General features: G+C 72.6%; 15 protein-coding genes. 10 read left to right on the top strand and 5 right to left on the bottom strand.

Annotation, left to right across the window (positions count from 1 at the left end; translation table 11 throughout):
* The first annotated feature begins 22 nt into the window (after nucleotides 1-22).
* The 3 genes from ACLQ3B_RS13685 to ACLQ3B_RS13675 all read left to right on the top strand — a co-directional run bounded on the left by ACLQ3B_RS13685 (nucleotide 23) and on the right by ACLQ3B_RS13675 (nucleotide 1,649).
* Nucleotides 23-388, top strand: a complete 366-nt coding sequence (locus tag ACLQ3B_RS13685; RefSeq protein WP_091398629.1) for an ArsR/SmtB family transcription factor — start codon at nucleotides 23-25, stop codon at nucleotides 386-388.
* On the top strand, nucleotides 388-1,029 hold the full coding sequence (locus ACLQ3B_RS13680; protein ID WP_425780694.1) for an SRPBCC family protein: 642 nt from the start codon (nucleotides 388-390) through the stop codon (nucleotides 1,027-1,029). The genes ACLQ3B_RS13685 and ACLQ3B_RS13680 overlap by 1 nt, the downstream gene beginning before the upstream one ends.
* A gap of 101 nt (nucleotides 1,030-1,130) precedes the next feature.
* Nucleotides 1,131-1,649 carry an NUDIX domain-containing protein gene (locus ACLQ3B_RS13675; RefSeq protein ID WP_425780693.1) on the top strand — a complete coding sequence of 173 codons (519 nt, stop codon included), beginning with the start codon at nucleotides 1,131-1,133 and terminating at the stop codon, nucleotides 1,647-1,649.
* Nucleotides 1,650-1,712: 63 nt separating this feature from the next.
* Here the strand turns inward: ACLQ3B_RS13675 and ACLQ3B_RS13670 are convergent, their stop codons facing one another.
* The 3 genes from ACLQ3B_RS13670 to ACLQ3B_RS13660 all read right to left on the bottom strand — a co-directional run bounded on the left by ACLQ3B_RS13670 (nucleotide 1,713) and on the right by ACLQ3B_RS13660 (nucleotide 6,881).
* Nucleotides 1,713-3,659 carry an ABC transporter ATP-binding protein gene (locus ACLQ3B_RS13670; RefSeq protein WP_425780904.1) on the bottom strand — a complete coding sequence of 649 codons (1,947 nt, stop codon included), beginning with the start codon at nucleotides 3,657-3,659 and terminating at the stop codon, nucleotides 1,713-1,715.
* Nucleotides 3,660-3,735: 76 nt separating this feature from the next.
* A complete protein-coding gene (locus tag ACLQ3B_RS13665; protein WP_425780691.1) occupies nucleotides 3,736-5,193 on the bottom strand; it encodes an ATP-binding protein in 1,458 nt (485 codons plus the stop codon).
* Nucleotides 5,194-5,222: 29 nt separating this feature from the next.
* Complete coding sequence (locus ACLQ3B_RS13660; RefSeq protein ID WP_425780689.1) at nucleotides 5,223-6,881, bottom strand: FAD-dependent oxidoreductase; 1,659 nt, start codon at nucleotides 6,879-6,881, stop codon at nucleotides 5,223-5,225.
* Nucleotides 6,882-7,083: 202 nt separating this feature from the next.
* Here ACLQ3B_RS13660 and ACLQ3B_RS13655 point away from each other — a divergent pair, with 202 nt between their 5' ends.
* The 7 genes from ACLQ3B_RS13655 (at nucleotide 7,084) to ACLQ3B_RS13625 (ending at nucleotide 14,409) form a co-directional block, all read left to right on the top strand.
* Nucleotides 7,084-9,267, top strand: coding sequence for a hypothetical protein (locus ACLQ3B_RS13655; RefSeq protein ID WP_425780687.1), 2,184 nt, complete (start codon nucleotides 7,084-7,086; stop codon nucleotides 9,265-9,267).
* Between the two features lie 43 nt (nucleotides 9,268-9,310).
* On the top strand, nucleotides 9,311-9,802 hold the full coding sequence (smpB, locus tag ACLQ3B_RS13650) for an SsrA-binding protein SmpB (protein ID WP_124822617.1): 492 nt from the start codon (nucleotides 9,311-9,313) through the stop codon (nucleotides 9,800-9,802).
* 470 nt (nucleotides 9,803-10,272) lie between these two features.
* Nucleotides 10,273-10,665 carry an SCO5389 family protein gene (locus tag ACLQ3B_RS13645; protein ID WP_425780684.1) on the top strand — a complete coding sequence of 131 codons (393 nt, stop codon included), beginning with the start codon at nucleotides 10,273-10,275 and terminating at the stop codon, nucleotides 10,663-10,665.
* Between the two features lie 540 nt (nucleotides 10,666-11,205).
* The gene (locus tag ACLQ3B_RS13640) at nucleotides 11,206-11,628 is read left to right on the top strand and encodes a TOBE domain-containing protein (protein ID WP_425780682.1); all 423 of its coding nucleotides are present in this window, start codon (nucleotides 11,206-11,208) and stop codon (nucleotides 11,626-11,628) included.
* Nucleotides 11,629-11,720: 92 nt separating this feature from the next.
* A complete protein-coding gene (modA, locus tag ACLQ3B_RS13635) occupies nucleotides 11,721-12,512 on the top strand; it encodes a molybdate ABC transporter substrate-binding protein (protein ID WP_425780681.1) in 792 nt (263 codons plus the stop codon).
* On the top strand, nucleotides 12,509-13,345 hold the full coding sequence (locus ACLQ3B_RS13630; protein ID WP_425780679.1) for an ABC transporter permease: 837 nt from the start codon (nucleotides 12,509-12,511) through the stop codon (nucleotides 13,343-13,345). The genes modA and ACLQ3B_RS13630 overlap by 4 nt, the downstream gene beginning before the upstream one ends.
* On the top strand, nucleotides 13,342-14,409 hold the full coding sequence (locus ACLQ3B_RS13625; protein WP_425780677.1) for an ABC transporter ATP-binding protein: 1,068 nt from the start codon (nucleotides 13,342-13,344) through the stop codon (nucleotides 14,407-14,409). Before ACLQ3B_RS13630 ends, ACLQ3B_RS13625 begins: the two co-directional genes overlap by 4 nt.
* Nucleotides 14,410-14,531: 122 nt before the next feature.
* On the opposite strand, the gene ACLQ3B_RS13620 is transcribed toward ACLQ3B_RS13625, so the two are convergent.
* Nucleotides 14,532-14,945, bottom strand: coding sequence for a type II toxin-antitoxin system Phd/YefM family antitoxin (locus ACLQ3B_RS13620; RefSeq protein WP_366339046.1), 414 nt, complete (start codon nucleotides 14,943-14,945; stop codon nucleotides 14,532-14,534).
* Nucleotides 14,946-14,974: 29 nt separating this feature from the next.
* A complete protein-coding gene (locus ACLQ3B_RS13615; protein WP_425780675.1) occupies nucleotides 14,975-15,547 on the bottom strand; it encodes a GNAT family N-acetyltransferase in 573 nt (190 codons plus the stop codon).
* Nucleotides 15,548-15,554: the final 7 nt, after the last annotated feature.

The raw sequence follows: 15,554 nt of genomic DNA, 5'->3' as shown, positions 1-15,554 counted from the left end.
CCTCGGTGATACAACTGTCGTCGTGCACGCCTTCGACGTGCTGGGCGATCCGGTCCGGCGCCGCATCCTGGAGCTGCTCGCCGGTGGCGAGCAGACCGCCGGCGCGGTCAGCGCGGTCATCCGCGAGGAGTTCGGCATCTCCCAGCCCGCCGTGTCCCAGCACCTCAAGGTGTTGCGCGACAACGGCTTCGCCACCGTGCGGCCGGAGGGCACCCGGCGCCTCTACGCGGTCGACCCACGCCCACTGCGCGAGGTCGACGGCTGGCTGGAGCACTTCCGCCGGTTCTGGACCCCACCCCTGGCGGCACTCGCCACCGAGCTGGCCCGGGGCCGACGTGAGCGTCGGCTGCGCGGGCCCGCCGACCCACCCGACGAGAGGAACACCTGATGTTCGACGCCACCGAGCAGATCAACGCCGTGCAGCGGAAGGTCGGCAGCCGCACCCTGGAAGCCGGTGAGGCGCGGGTCACCACGATCAGCCAGACCTACCAGGCGACGGCCGAGGACCTGTGGGACGCCTGCACCAGCGCCGAGCGCATTCCGCGCTGGTTCCTGCCGATCTCCGGCGACCTGCGGCTGGGCGGCACGTACCAGCTCCAGGGCAACGCCGGCGGCACCGTCGAGAGCTGCGAGCCGCCGCACCGCTTCACCGCCACCTGGGAGATGGGCGGCGAGGTGAGCTGGATCGAGGTGCGGGTCAGCCCGGTCGGCGACGAGCGGGCCCGCCTCGACCTGGACCACATCGCGCACGTCGACCAGGACCGGTGGGCCCAGTTCGGGCCGGGCGCGGTAGGTGTCGGCTGGGACCTCGGGCTCCTCGGCCTCGCCTCGCACCTGGCCGGCGACGGCAGCGGGATCACCCCGGAACAGGGTGCCGAGTGGACCGCCTCCGCCGAGGGACGACGGGCCATGGAGCTGAGCAGCCACCTGTGGTGCGAGGCGAGCATCGCCGCCGGCACCGACGCCGACGAGGCGAAGGCCGCCGCCGAACGCACCACCGCCTTCTACACCGGCGCCCCGCAGGCCTGAGCGGCCTGAACGCGCGGCACGCGCCGGGCGGGCTGGCGGCATGGGCGTGCGGGGGTGGCGGCGGGGCAGTCTGGGCGGAGGTCGGAGTAACGTGCGGCGGCATGACCGGCACGCAGTACTCGCACTGCTCCTACTGTGGCGCCGCCTACCCGGCGGCTGCCGGATGGCCGCGGGTGTGCGCGGTCTGCGGCGAGACCGTCTGGCGCAGCCCGCTGCCGGTGGCGGTCGCGGTGCTGCCGGTCCGCACGGCCGAGGGCCTGGGCGTGGTGGTGGTCCGCCGGGACATCGAGCCGGCCCGCGGCCTGCTCGCGCTACCCGGCGGTTTCATCGAGTACGGCGAGGAGTGGTCCGACGCGCTCGTCCGTGAGCTGCAGGAGGAGACCGGCCTGGTCGCGGCGGCCGAGGACGCTCGGCTGCTCGCGGTGCAGAGCTCACCGGCGGGCGGCACGGTGATGGTCTTCGGGGTGCTGCCGGAGCGGGCGGCCGAGGACCTGCCACCGTCGGCGCCGACCGAGGAGGCGACCGAGTGGCTGGTGCTCACCGACCCGGCCGAGTTGGCGTTCTCCACCCACACGCACATCCTGACCGACTTCCTGACCACCCACTCCCCGCCGCGTTGATCAAGAGGTTTGCGTCACCGGTGGACCAGATCCTGACGCAAACCTCTTGATCAACAACTCGGGTCAGTGGGTGTCGGCGGGGCGGCGTTCGTCGGTGTCGGTCAGGTAGCCGCTGGCCTGCAGGGTGAACAGCTCGCGGTAGAGACCGCCTGCCGCCATCAGCTCGTCGTGGCTGCCCTGCTGGACGAGGCGGCCCCGCTCCAGCACGAAGATCCGGTCGGCGTGCCGGACGTTGGCCAGCCGGTGGGTGATCAGGACGACGGCCCGGTCGGGGTGGCGGCGCAGGTGTTGGAACAGGGCGTGTTCGGCGCGGGCGTCGAGGGCGGCCGAGGGTTCGTCACAGATCAGCAGGGCGGCGTCGCGATAGAGGCCGCGCGCCGCGACCAGCCGCTGCCACTGCCCACCGGACAACTCGTGGCCGTCCTTGAACTCGCGGTCGAGCAGCGTGTCGTAGCCGTGCGGCAGGCCGACGATCATGTCGTGCGCGGCGGCCGCGGCGGCCGCCTCCTGGACACTCGGGCCGGAGCGATCCGGCGGGCGGTCGTGCCGCCCGACGCGGATGTTCTGCCCGGCGGTGAAGGGGAACTTCCACCACTCCTGGGTCATCACGGCCACCTGGGCGCCCAGGGCGTGCGGGTCCAACTCGGCGGCGTCGACGCCGTCCCAACGGATCACCCCGCCGGTCGGCTGATAGAGCCCCGCGATCAGCTTGGCCAGAGTGGTCTTGCCGGAGCCGTTCTCGCCGACCAGCGCGATCACCTCACCCCGGCGGATGGTCAGGCTGACCCCGTCCACCGCCGGGGCATCGGTGTCCGGATAGCTCAGGCTCACGTCGTCCACCTCGATCATGCCGACACCGTCGGCCACCCGGTCGCCCCCGATCGGCACCCGGGCGTGGGCACGGGCCAGGAAATCCCGGTAGTCCTGGTAGTAGAGCGCGTCCTCATAGAGCGAATTGGTGGCGACGACCGCCACGCCCAGACTGGTCCGCGCGGACTGCAGCGCGAGCAGAGCGGTCGCCGCGGCGGCGAGGGCGACCATCCCGCTCAACAGCAGGCCGCCGAGGACCGCGTACACACCGAAGGTGGCCAGCCCCGCCACCGTGGCGCCGACGACCCGGGTGCCGGTCTGCGAGCGGACCAACCGCAGTTGGGCGCGGGTCTCGACCGCCATCACCCCGCGGTACTCGGCGAGCAGGAACTCGCGCATCTGGTACGCCCGCACCTCGGCGGCGGTGTGCCGGTTGGCCATCAGGTGGGCCAGCATCCACATCCGGCGTCGCCGGGTGATCCGGGCCAGCATGGCCAGGTATTCCCGGCGGGCCATCCGCACCGCAGTGATCGCCTGGGGAATCGCGGCGAGCAGCAGGCAGGGCAGCAGCAGCGGTTGGATGACGGTCACCGCGACGGCGGTGGCGAGCATCCCGACCACGCCGGTGACCAGGTTGACGGTGTGGTCGACGATCCACGCCGCCTCGCCCATCCCCCGGTCGCGCGCGCGGTCCATCTCCTCGGCGAAGCCGGCGTCGTCGAACGCGGCCAGGTCCACCGCCGTGGTGGCCTCGAACAGCCGCAGCTCCACCTGATAGTTGATCTGTGGGGTCAGCCGGGCCTGGGCCCAGCCGGCCGCGATGGTCAGGCCACCTCGCGCCGACACCGCCGCCGCGGCCACGATCAGGGCCGGCAGGGCCGAACGGACCCGGTCCGGGGTGGGGCCGGCGGCGAACAACTCGCGGAGCACGCTTGTCGTGGCGAGCAGGCCGAAGGTGGTCATCACCCCGGCGGCGATGTTCAGGCCGATGGAGGCGATCGTGTCGCGGCGGTTGGTGGACCAGGCAAGGCCGACCGCTTCCCGGACCAGCCGGGGCAGTCGGCGGGCCACCGCCCGGAAGCTGGTGTGTGCGAACTCCTGCGCGTGGTGCAGCCAGTCGCGATCCTCCAGCTCCGGCAGCATCGTGCCTGGTGGATCGTCCGGCTGGTCGTCCTCGACGGGGATGCGCTGGCGGGCCATCGACTCCACGGAACCCTCCTCGGGGGCGGGATCACAGACGCCGCCCGAGACTACTGCGCGCAACCACCCGATGTCTCTAGGTAGCCGGCGCGTCGCGTGGCACGTCCGGCGCACCCCCCGTGATCGGCAGCAGCACCCGGAAGGTGGTTCGTCCCGGCTCGGTCTCCACCCGGATGTCGCCGTGGTGTTTGTGCACCACGATCCGGTACGAGATGTCCAGCCCCAGGCCGGTGCCCGAGCCGACCGGCTTCGTGGTGAAGAACGGCTCGAAGATGCGCGGACGCACCTCCGGCGCGATACCCGGCCCGGTGTCGGTGATCTCCACCGTCAGCTGGTCGCCGACCCGTCCGGTCTGGACGGTCAGCACGCCCTTCTCCCCCATCGCGCCCAACGCGTTGTCGATCAGGTTGGTCCACACCTGGTTCAACTCGGCCGCGTACGCCGGCACCGGCGGGAGGCTGCGGTCGTACTCGCGGACCAGCTTGACCTCGGCGGGGATCTTGCCCTTGAACATCACAAGCGTGGCATCGAGCAGGTCGTGCACGTCCACCACCCGGTGCGGCGCGCGGTCCAGCTGCGAGTACTGCTTGGCGGCGTCCACCAGCCCGGAGATCCGCGTGACCGCGTCGCCGATCTCACGCATCAGCAACTCGGTGTCGACGGTGTAGGTGAGCCAGCGCACCGCCGCCTCCAGGTCCGCGGCGCCGACCTTGGCCTTCACCTGCGCCAACCAGGCCGCGTCGAGCCCACCGCCGACCAGGATCGGCGCCAGGTCCCACGCCCCGGCGACCCCGTGCTCCTCCAGCCAGTCGGTGAGGGTGTCCTCGGCGTCGGCGGTGGCCATCGGAGTCAACTTCGGCGCCGTGGCCACCCGGGCGACCGCCTCCTCCTGCAACGCGACCAGGCCGTGCAGGGCGCTGCCGTCGAGTCGCCCATCGGCGATCATGGCGAGCTTGTGCCGCATCCCGGCGACCCGGTCCCGCAGCACCGACGTTGCCCGTACCGCCGCCGCGGCCGGGTTGTTCAGCTCGTGGGTCAACCCCGCCGAGAGCGAACCGAGGGCCAGCAGCCGCTCCCGCTCACCGACGATGGTCTGTGAGTCCCGCAGGCCGAAGAACAGCCCCTCCAAAAGGTGCATGGGCATCGGGAACCACGACCGCAGGGCGTGCGCGAAGTCCTCCGCCGGCAGCACGAAGAAGTCCGAGTCGGCCACCGCCCGCATGCTGTTGCGGTAGACCTGGTCGACCTGATCACCCAGGTACGCCTGGACCGCTCCGCCGTACACCCCACGCTGGTCGGTGCGGCTGACCTCGACATCGTCTCCGCGTACCTGCCGGCTCAGCGCCACCGCCCCGCGCACCAGCACGAAGAAGCAGGTCGCCGCCTCGCCCTCGCCGTACACGAGGGTGCCGCCGGCACGCTGCTCGACGCGGCCACGCTCGGCCAGCCAGTCGAGCTGCCCGTCGTCGAGCGCCTCGAACAGGAACAGGGTGCGCAACTGCGCCGGTGTCAGCCGGTCAGACTCGGTGGGCACAGGGACTCCTTCGCTCGCGACTGCGGGGCTCATTGGGCTTCCAGGTAGCGGTGCACCAGCGACACCGCCATCGCACCCTCGCCGACGGCCGACGCGACCCGCTTGACCGACTCGGCCCGCACGTCCCCGGCGGCGAACACGCCCGGCACGCTGGTCTCCAGGTGGTACGGGTCGCGCGACAGCGACCAGCCGGCCGGCCGCCGCCCCCCGGCGAGCAGATCCGGGCCGGTCACGATGAACCCGCGCCCGTCGCGGACCAGCACCCCGTCCAGCCAGTCCGTGCGGGGCTCCGCGCCGATGAAGATGAACAGCCAGGAGGTGTCGACCGAGCGGGCCTCCCCGGTGCGGGTGTCGCAGAGGGTGAGCCGTTCCAGGTGGTCCTCCCCCGCCCCGGCGACCACGGCGGTGTGCGGATGCACGGTGATCCGGTCGATCCGTTCCAGCTGGTCGATCAGGTAACGCGACATCGAGGCGGTCAGGTCCGCACCGCGGATGAGCAGGTGCACCCTCGACGCGTACCGGGAGAAGTGGACCGCCGCCTGGCCTGCGGAGTTGGCCCCGCCGACGATGTAGACGTCCTGTTCGACGCAGCTCGGCGCCTCCGTGGCGGCGGCCCCGTAGAACACCCCCCGCCCGGTGAAGTCGGCCAGCCCCGGGGCGTCGAGCACCCGGTACGACACGCCGGTGGCCAGCACCACGGTGTGCGCGGCGATCTCGGTGCCGTCGCCGAAGCGCAGCAGCCGGGCGCCACCGGCCTCGCTGAGACCGACCACCTCCCGGGCGCTGAGCAACTCGGCGCCGAACTTGACCGCCTGCCGCCGGGCCCGATCGGTCAACTGAGCGCCGGACACGCCATCCGGGAAGCCCAGGTAGTTCTCGATCCGGCTGCTCTGCCCGGCCTGACCGCCGGTCGCCCGTCGCTCCACGAGCACGGTGCGCAGCCCCTCCGAGGCGCCGTACACGGCCGAGCCGAGACCGGCGGGGCCGCCGCCGATCACCACCAGGTCGTAGAAGTCACACGCCGGCACCACTGTCAACCCGGCCAGCGCGGCCAACTCGGCCTCGCTCGGGGCGATCAACGCCTTGCCCTCGGGCGTCACCACCAGCGGGACGTCCGCCTCGGTGGCCCCGGCCGCGTCGAGCAGCCGGACGCCCTCCGGGTCGTCGGACAACAGCCATCGGTACGGCACCAGGTTGCGGGCCAGGAAGTCACGAACCTTGAACGACGGCGCCGACCAACGGTGCCCGACGACCCGGATCTCGGCGCTGGCCGCGTCCGGGGTGACCGCCCACGCCTCCAGCAGGCCGTCGACCACCGGGTACAGCTTCTCCTCCGGCGGGTGCCACGGCTTGAGCAGGTAGTGGTCCAGGTCGACCACGTTGATGGCCTCGATCGCGGCGTCGGTGTCCGCGTACGCGGTGAGCAGCACCCGGCGGGCGGCCGGGAAGATGTCCATGGCCGATTCGAGGAACTCGACGCCTGTCATCTCCGGCATCCGGTGGTCGGCCAGCAGCAGCGCCACCTGTTCGCCGCGCAGTTTGACCTCTCGCAACGCGTCCAGCGCCTCCGGCCCGGAGGAGGCTCGCAGCACCCGATAGCGGTCGCCGTAGCGGCGCCGGATGTCTCGGGCAACCGCCCGGGACACCACGGGGTCGTCGTCGACGGTCAGGATCACCGGGTTCGCCATGGCGCCATGAAATCACCTGTCGGGGGTCGCCCGCACCATCGCCAGGCTCGGGCCACGGTTGATCGCGTTCGAGATGGGTAAGCCGGGGAGCCGCGCGGGTCGGCCGGACATCGACGGCCCGCCCGGTTGCCGCGCACACCTCGGGGGGCCCATGGCGGACGCGACACCGACCGGACCGACGTCGTCGTCGTCGAGTGGGATCGTGGAGCTGCGGGTGCACGGTGTCTCCGGCGCGGGGGCGGACCAGGTGTTGGACCGGCCGTACGTGCACCAGGTCGCCGGGGACCGCAGCGGGGGGTTCTACCGACCGCGTCCCGGCTATCCGGACTCCACCGGGACGGACGGGGTGACGCTGGAGGCGTACCGCTGGAGCGACCTGCCGTCCGGCACGGCCGTGCGGACGCTGTCGCTGGTCTTCCTGCTGCCGTTCATGCTCTGCAACGTGGCGCTCTGGATGCGTCCGGCGAACACCGTCTCGACGCGCGGCTTCATGGCGCTGTGCCGGGTGCTCGCCCTCACCCTGACAGCCCTCTACGTGCTCTCCATCGTCGGGGTGGCACTGGACCTGATCGCGTGGCGCTGCATGGACACCCCGTCGTGCCTGGCCGGCCGGAGCTGGCTGTCCTGGCTCGGCGGACGCCCCACCGGGCTGCGCCTGGGTGTGCTGGCGCTCGTGCCGGTCGCCGCCATCGGGCTCGTCTGGTGGCTGGGCGCTCGCCCCGGCCATTCGTTCGACGCGTTCCGGACGCCGTCGACGCCGGCGTCGAAACACCAGCTGAGCGCCGTCGGCCAGTGGGACGGCGAGCCGCTGGTGGGTCGGCTGCGCTCGGTCCACGTCGCGGCGGCCTTCGCCACACTGAGCGGCAGCCTGCTGGCCGCGCGGGCCAGCCAGCACCGCTCGTGGGTGATGGTGATCCTGCTGATCGCCACCGGGGCGGTACTGCTGGCCTGCCTGGTCCTGGTCACCGTGGTGCCGAGCATCGACCGCACCGACCCGTCACCCCGGGTGGACGGCGTGTTCCGCGGGCTGCGCACCATCGCCTGCGGCGTGACGATGTTGGTGATCGTGCACATCGTCATCAGCCCGGCGCCGTGGCCGCAGGGCGGTGCGCTACCCGGTTACAGCGCGATCGTGGCCTGGCTGTTCGTCAGCCAGACCGTGCTGGTGGCCGCCCTCGCCGCGCTGGTGATCTGGCGGCGGGGCGGCGGGCAGCGCCGGTCACCTCTGCGCGCGTTGGGAGCGCCGGTCTTCATGACGATCTCGGCCGGGCTCGCCGTGGCGTTCTCGGCCGAGCTGGTCTACCGGGTGGCGGACCTGCTCGATCGCGAAGGGACGACGGCGGACGGCCTGGAGACCAGCCCTCCCCTGGCGTACAAGTGGGCGATCTTCGGGTTTTTCCTGGCCGTGATGACCGCGCTGCTGGTGGCCGCCCTGGTCACCAAAGTGACCCGGCAGGGGCGGCGGCGGGCCGCGCGGGCGATCGTGGCAGCCGACTTCCCGCACGCGCCGCCGCAGGCGGCGGACCGGCTGCGGCGGGTCGAGCAGGCGGTGGCCCGGGCCCGTTTCACCGAACGGTTGGAACCGCTCTCCGTGGTGTACGCCGCCCTGGCGGCGCTCGGCCTGGCCACCAGCGTGCTCGGCCTGCTCCAACTCCTGCCGGGCGACGTGGCGCAGCGCTACGTCGGAGTGCCCGAGGGCATGGTCAACTTCCTGATCGGGTCGGGCAGCTACGTGATCGCCGCGATCCTGCTGGGCCTGGTGGTGGGCGGCATCTTCGCCTACCGGACAGCGCAGTTCCGCAGGTACGTCGGTGTGCTCTGGGATCTGGGCACCTTCTGGCCCCGGGCGGCGCACCCGTTCGCGCCGCCCTGTTATGCCGAGCGGGCCGTGCCGGAGCTGGCCAAACGGATCACCTACCTGGTCGAGCAGGGTCAGGGTGTGCTTCTCGCCGGACACAGCCACGGCTCGGTGCTGCTCGCCGCCACGGTTCTGCAACTACCCACCCGGATCACCGACCGGGTCGCCCTGCTGACCTACGGGTCGCCGCTGGGTCGGCTGTACTCCCGGCTGTTCCCGGCGTACGCCGACGAGCCGGCGCTGCGGGAGATCGGCGAACGGGTCGGCTGGCGCTGGATCAACCTGTGGCGCGACACGGACCCGATCGGCGGTTGGATCTTCGCCTCCCACCGCCCTGGGGAAGCCGAGACGCTGACCGGCCCGGCGGCGACGGTGGACCGGCGGTTGACCGACCCGCAGGACGTGGTGCCAGCCCCCAGCGACAGCGTTCCCCCACCCATCCTGGGACACTGGCCGTGTGAATCGCAGGAGGCGTTCGCGGACGCGGTACGGGACCTGACCGCGCGACTACGCCCCGCACGCGGCTGAACCGGCCGCCACCACTACCCCGGGGGCCGGATATCGTCGCCTGGTGACCCCGTCCAAGCCGCCCGCACGCCGGTTGATCGCCTCGAACAAGAAGGCCCGGCACGAGTACACCGTGCTGCGCACGTACGAGGCGGGCATCGTGCTGGTCGGCACCGAGGTGAAGTCACTACGCGAGGGGCGGGCCTCGCTGGTGGACGCGTTCGCACACGAGCGCGACGGCGAGATCGTGCTGTACGGCCTGCACATCGCCGAGTACACCTACGGCACCTGGACCAACCACGCCCCGCGCCGCAACCGCAAACTGCTACTGCACCGGGCCGAGATCGACCGGATCCTGGACAAGGTCCGCGAGGGCGGCGTGACCCTGGTCCCGCTGTCGATGTACTTCGAGAACGGCTACGCCAAGGTCGAGTTGGCCCTCGCCAAGGGCAAGCGCTCCTACGACAAGCGGCAGACGCTGGCCGAGCGCGACGCCAACCGGGAGATCGCCCGCGAGTTGGGCCGGCACCTCAAGGGCCACCCCCGCAGGCCCTGACGCGCCCGCCTTCGCCCAGCACAGGGTCCCGTCCGGACGCGCTCTTCGCGGGCGTTCTTCGCGGGCGCTCTGTGCGGGCGTTCTTCGCGGGCGCTCGGTGCGGGCGCTCGGTGCGGGCGCTCGGTGCGGGCGCTCGGTGCGGGCGCTCGGTGCAGGCGCTCGGTGCAGGCGCTCTGTGCAGGCGCTCTGTGCAGGCGCTCTGTGCAGGCGCTCTGTGCAGGCGCTCTGTGCAGGCGCTCGGTGCAGGCGCTCTTCGCGGGCGCTCTTCGCGGCCGTTCTTCGCGGGCGCTGGGTGCGGGCGTTCTTTGCGGGCGCTGTCTGCGGGCGCTGTGTGCGGGTGCCTTCGCGTGCGCTGTGCGTGGTCGCGGCGTGGCGCGCCGGGACATCGTTGACGTCGTCGGGGAGACGTGGTCTGCTCAGTCGATGCCGTTATCGAAAACGGTAATCATTATCTGATGCGGAGGAGAACCATGTCGCTCACTGTCCCGCCCGCCCTGCTCGACGCCGCCGAACGGGGCCCCGTCGACGACGACGCGTTCATCGCCTGCGTTCGCGACTCGCTGCCGTACGCCTGGGCCACCGTCAGCCGGGTCGTCGCCGAACTGGAGGCCAGCGACGCCGAACTGGCCGACAACGTCGTCCCCCCGCCCACCGACGACGACCGGGGGCAACTGCTCCGCGCGCTGGCGAGCGACGCGATCCGCGCCGGCCTGGAGCGGCACTTCGGCGTACGCCTGGCCTTCCAGAACTGCCACCGCGTCGCCGCGTTCCGCCCGTCGGCCGTCGACAGCGAGCGCTACCGGCGGTTCGTGTCCACCCGTGGCCAACTGCTCAACCAGTCCCCCGAACTCCGCAACTGCTGACCCTCGCGGTTGCCGGGCGGGCTCGCGCAAGCCCGCCCGGCTCCCGCGCACCCGCGCACCCGCGCACCCGCGCACCCGCGCACCCGCGCACCCGCGCACCCGCGCACCCGCGCACCCGCGCACCCGCGCCAAGATCTACGTCAACATCCCGGATGTTGCTGCCTCCGACGCGCGGGAGACAGCAACATCCCGGATAGTGCCCGGATCTTGATGACGAGCACCGTGCCCGAAGCCCCGGAGCGGGTTCGGGACGCCCCCGCACCCCGCACCCCGCACCCCGCACCCCGCACCCCGCACCCCGCACCCCGCACCCCGCACCCCGCACCAAGATCGTGCTCGAACCAGGATGTAGTGGCCTCATCGATACGCCGACACCACTACTTCCTGGTTCGAGCACGACCATGGGGCGGGCCCGAGGGCCCGCAGGCGTCTCGAGGCGAGCGGAAGAACGCAATTGCTGGCCTGACAACCGGCATGGCCGTGCGGTTGCTACCCGTGCAGGTCTTTCGCCCTCGCAATTGCGGGGTTTAAGGTGAGCGGGTGACGACGTACCGGATCGGGGAGGCCGCCGACCTGCTCGGCGTCAGCGCCGACACCATCCGCCGCTGGGTGGACGCCGGGCGCCTGACGGCCGGGCGCGACGAGCACGGCCACCGGGTCGTCGATGGCGTCGACCTGGCGGCGTTCGCTCGCGCTCAGGCCGCCGACCCGGACGCGGGCGCCGAGTTCTCGTCGGCCCGCAACCGGCTGCGCGGCATCGTCGTCGACGTCCGCAAGGACACGGTGATGGCCCAGGTCGACATCCAGGCGGGTCCGTTCCGGGTCGTGTCGCTGATGAGCCGGGAGGCCGTCGACGAGCTCGACCTGCGGGTCGGGTCGGTCGCCGTCGCGGTGATCAAGTCGACCACGGTGGTGGTGGAGCGGGCCGCACCCGCTCCGGCGCGGGGACGGTCGGCCGGATGAGCGCAGAGACGACCGGGCGGATGAACGCAGAGACGACCGGGCGGATGAACGCAGAGACGACCGGGCGGATGAGTACACGGACGACCGGGCGGATGAGCACACGGAGCAGACGTTCGGCGATAGCTGTCCTGGTGGTGGCGGGCCTGACGGTGGCCGGCTGCGGTGCGGGCGACGACCGGCCGGCCGGCGGCAGCGGGGACGGCCGGGTGACCGGCACGGTGACCGTGTTCGCGGCCGCCTCGTTGACCGAGTCGTTCACCCGCATCGGGAAGGACTTCGAGGCTGCCAACCCGGGCAGCAGGGTGAACCTGAACGTGGCCGGCAGTTCCGCTCTGGCCAACCAGATCATCCAGGGCGCGCCGGCGGACGTGTTCGCCTCGGCCGCTCCGGCGAACATGACGACTGTCACCGAGGCCGGCGCCGCCGACGGCACGCCGAGCATCTTCGCCCGCAACCAGTTGGTGATCGCCGTGCCCCGGGGCAACCCGAAGGCGGTGAGCGGCCTGGCCGACCTGACCGGCCCGGGCGTGAAGGTGGCGCTCTGCGCCAGTCAGGTGCCCTGCGGCGCGGCGGCCCGCACCGCCCTGGACGCGGCGGGGGTCGCGCTGACGCCGGTCACCCTGGAACGGGACGTCAAGGGCGCGCTCGCCAAGGTGAAGCTTGGCGAGGTCGACGCGGCACTGGTCTACCGCACGGACACGCGGGCGGCAAGCGCCGACGTGACAGGTGTGGAGTTTCCGGAGTCGGCGCGGGCGGTCAACGACTACCCGATCGTCGCGTTGAAGGACGCGCCGAATCCGAACGGCGCACGGGCTTTCGTCGCGTACGTCCGGTCGGCGCCGGCGCAGGCGGTTCTCGCCGAGGCGGGGTTCCAGGCTCCGTGAGGCAGGTCCACGACGACGACACACCCGGCGGGCGCCCGGCCACGCCCCGTCGGCGGGGGCGGGTGCCGGCGGCGCTGCTGATCCCCGCCGGGCTGGGGCTGCTGTTCCTCGTCCTGCCGTTGGCCGGGCTGTTGATCAAGGCACCGTGGACGACCCTGCCGGAGCGGCTCACCGAGCCGGGCGCGTTGACCGCCCTGCGGCTGTCGGTGCAGACCGCCACCCTGGCCACCGCGCTCTGCCTGCTGCTCGGGGTGCCGCTCGCCTGGGTGCTGGCCCGGGTCGAGTTTCCCGGCCGTCGGCTGGTACGCGCGCTGGTCACCGTGCCGCTGGTGCTGCCGCCGGTGGTCGGTGGGGTGGCGCTGTTGCTGGTCTTCGGCCGGCGTGGCCTGCTCGGCGGCTGGCTCGACAGCACGTTCGGCATCACCCTGCCCTTCACCACCATGGGTGTCGTGCTGGCCGAGGCGTTCGTCGCCATGCCGTTCCTGGTGATCGCCGTGGAGGGTGCGCTACGCGCCGCCGACCACCGCTTCGAGGAGGCCGCGGCGACGTTGGGCGCCAGCCGGTGGACCACCTTCACCCACGTCACGCTGCCACTGGTGGCGCCCGGCCTGGCCGCCGGGGCGGTGCTGTGCTGGGCGCGGGCGCTCGGTGAGTTCGGTGCCACCATCACCTTCGCCGGCAACTATCCCGGTCGGACGCAGACCATGCCGCTCGCCGTCTATCTGGCGTTGGAGACCGACCTGGAGTCGGCGATCGTGCTCAGCCTGGTGCTGCTCGTCGTGTCGGTGGGCATCCTGGTGGCGTTGCGGGACCGCTGGATGACCACCGCATGAGCGACCGACTTCTCGACGCCCGGCTCGTCGTCGACCGGGGCGTCTTCCGGCTCGACGTGCCGTTGCGGGTCGCGCCGGGCGAGGTGGTGGCGCTGCTCGGCCCGAACGGCGCCGGCAAGACCACGGCGCTGCGGGCGTTGGCCGGGCTGCATCCCCTCACCGACGGGCACGTCACCCTCGACGGCGTCGACCTGGACCGCCCGGCAACCGGTGGCTGGGTGCCCACCGAACACCGGTCGATCGGCGTGGTCTTCCAGGACTATCTGCTCTTTCCGCACCTCAGCGCATTGGACAACGTGGCCTTCGGGCCGCGCCGACACGGCGTCGAGCGGCGGGCCGCCCGCGCCGCCGCCCGGGAGTGGCTGGGCCGGGTGGGGCTTGACGCGCAGGCACAGCGTCGGCCCCGGCAGCTCTCCGGCGGTCAGGCGCAGCGGGTGGCGCTGGCCCGCGCGCTGGCCGTGGCACCGTCGCTGCTGCTGTTGGACGAGCCGCTCGCCGCGCTGGACGCCCGCACCCGGTTGGACACCCGCGCGGAGCTGCACCGGCACCTGTCCGCTCACGCGGGCGCGACGGTGCTGGTCACCCACGACCCGCTGGACGCGCTGGCGTTGGCCGACCGGCTGGTCATCGTCGAGGGTGGCCGGGTGGTGCAGGAGGGCGACGGGCCGAGCGTCACCGCCCGGCCGCGCACCGACTACGTCGCCCGGCTGGTCGGGCTGAACCTGTACCGGGGTCGCGCCGACGGGCACGGGGTGCGGGTGTCGCCGGAGCTGACCCTCACGGTCGCCGACCGGTTGGACGGCGAAGCGTTCGTGGCGTTCCGCCCGGCCTCGGTGGCTCTGCACCCGGCCCGGCCGGAGGGTAGCCCGCGTAACACCTGGGCGGGCACCGTGGCCGGCGTCCAACGCCACGGTGACAACGTGCGGGTGCAACTGGACGGGCCGATCGGGGTGGCCGCCGACGTCACGCCGGCCGCCGCCGCGCAACTGCGGCTGATCCCCGGCCAGCGGGTCTGGGTGGCGGTCAAGGCGACCGAGACCCACGCGTACCCGGCCACCGGCTGACAGGTCCAGGCCGGGTGGGTGGGCTCGCCCGGCGGACGCCGACGCCCCGACACAGCCGGCGCCGATCAGCAGCCACGGACCAGCAGCGCAACCAGCAGCGCGAAGCAGCAGCGCGGACCGGGTCAGCCGGCGAGCAGGTCGGCGTGTGCGGCGCGCAGCCGGGCCAGCGTCGGATCGCTGCCGGGGACGACTCGGCGATCCAGCTCGGCCCACGCCTCGGCCAGCGCCGCGCGGACCGCGCCAAGCTCGGCGGCGTGCCGCTGTGTGCTGCGTCGGTGCTGCTCCTCGAGGCGGCGGGCCCAGCCGGCGGTGACCGTCGCGAGCCGGTCGGCGTCGGCGCGGGCCTGGGCGCCGCTGCGGGCGGCTGCGGCGGGGACGATCGCGGCGACCGGACGCGGATCGCCGTCGCGGGTGACGACGGTGACCGCGTCAGTCAGCTCGGCCAGCGCGACGAGCTGACTGAACCGGGTGCGCGCCTCACGCAGCGGCACGGAACGCGGCGGGTCGGAATGAGGGGTGAGCGCGGGGACGGCCATGGATGCATGGTGCCGCGCGGGTATGACAACTATTCGCTGTCGTCAGTGGACGGTGCGTGGCGGGCAGACCACTCGTCGGCCAGCACCGACCAGACCTCGAGGTCGATCCGACCGTGCGGACCCGGGCTGACCTGGCGCAGCGTGCCGTCGAGGCGCAGGCCGAGCCGGTCGGCGAGGGCCTTGCTGCGGGTGTTGTCGGCGTTGGTACGCCACTCCACCCGTTGGATGCCGCGCTCGCGCACCGCCCAGTCGACGATCCGGCACACCGCCGGGGCGACGATGCCCCTGCCCTGCGCTGCCGGCTCCACCCAGCAACCGACCTCGCAGACGCCCCGGGTCACGTCGAACGACACGAACATGACCCCACCGACGAGCGTGCCCCGCCACCACAGCCCCCAGATGCCACCGCTGTCGCTGGCCCAGAAGTCGGCGTAGCGCTGCAACACCGCACGGGCCGACGGCAGGTCGGTGGCGACGAAGGACGGCGACACCCAGGGCTGGATGTGCTCACGGGCCCGATCGAGGTGGGCGAGGAACTCCTCGGCCCGCCACGGGTTCAACGGGCGCAGCTCGACGTCCTCGGACAGCGGCAGGGCGAACACCGGGCCT

It is taken from the genome of Micromonospora sp. DT53 (assembly GCF_049841535.1).
Lineage (GTDB): Bacteria > Actinomycetota > Actinomycetes > Mycobacteriales > Micromonosporaceae > Micromonospora.
The sequence above is the reverse complement of the archived record's forward strand: the minus strand, read 5'-3'. Positions and strand labels throughout refer to the sequence as shown.

Bases quoted from the DNA above. Each gene is read 5' to 3' on its own strand.
- ACLQ3B_RS13680 (WP_425780694.1), top strand. From the start codon at position 388: ATGTTCGACGCCACCGAGCAGATCAACGCCGTGCAGCGGAAGGTCGGC.
- ACLQ3B_RS13675 (WP_425780693.1), top strand. From the start codon at position 1,131: ATGACCGGCACGCAGTACTCGCACTGCTCCTACTGTGGCGCCGCCTAC.
- ACLQ3B_RS13670 (WP_425780904.1), bottom strand. From the start codon at position 3,659: ATGGCCCGCCAGCGCATCCCCGTCGAGGACGACCAGCCGGACGATCCA.
- ACLQ3B_RS13660 (WP_425780689.1), bottom strand. From the start codon at position 6,881: ATGGCGAACCCGGTGATCCTGACCGTCGACGACGACCCCGTGGTGTCC.
- ACLQ3B_RS13645 (WP_425780684.1), top strand. From the start codon at position 10,273: ATGTCGCTCACTGTCCCGCCCGCCCTGCTCGACGCCGCCGAACGGGGC.
- modA (WP_425780681.1), top strand. From the start codon at position 11,721: ATGAGCACACGGAGCAGACGTTCGGCGATAGCTGTCCTGGTGGTGGCG.
- ACLQ3B_RS13625 (WP_425780677.1), top strand. From the start codon at position 13,342: ATGAGCGACCGACTTCTCGACGCCCGGCTCGTCGTCGACCGGGGCGTC.
- ACLQ3B_RS13620 (WP_366339046.1), bottom strand. From the start codon at position 14,945: ATGGCCGTCCCCGCGCTCACCCCTCATTCCGACCCGCCGCGTTCCGTG.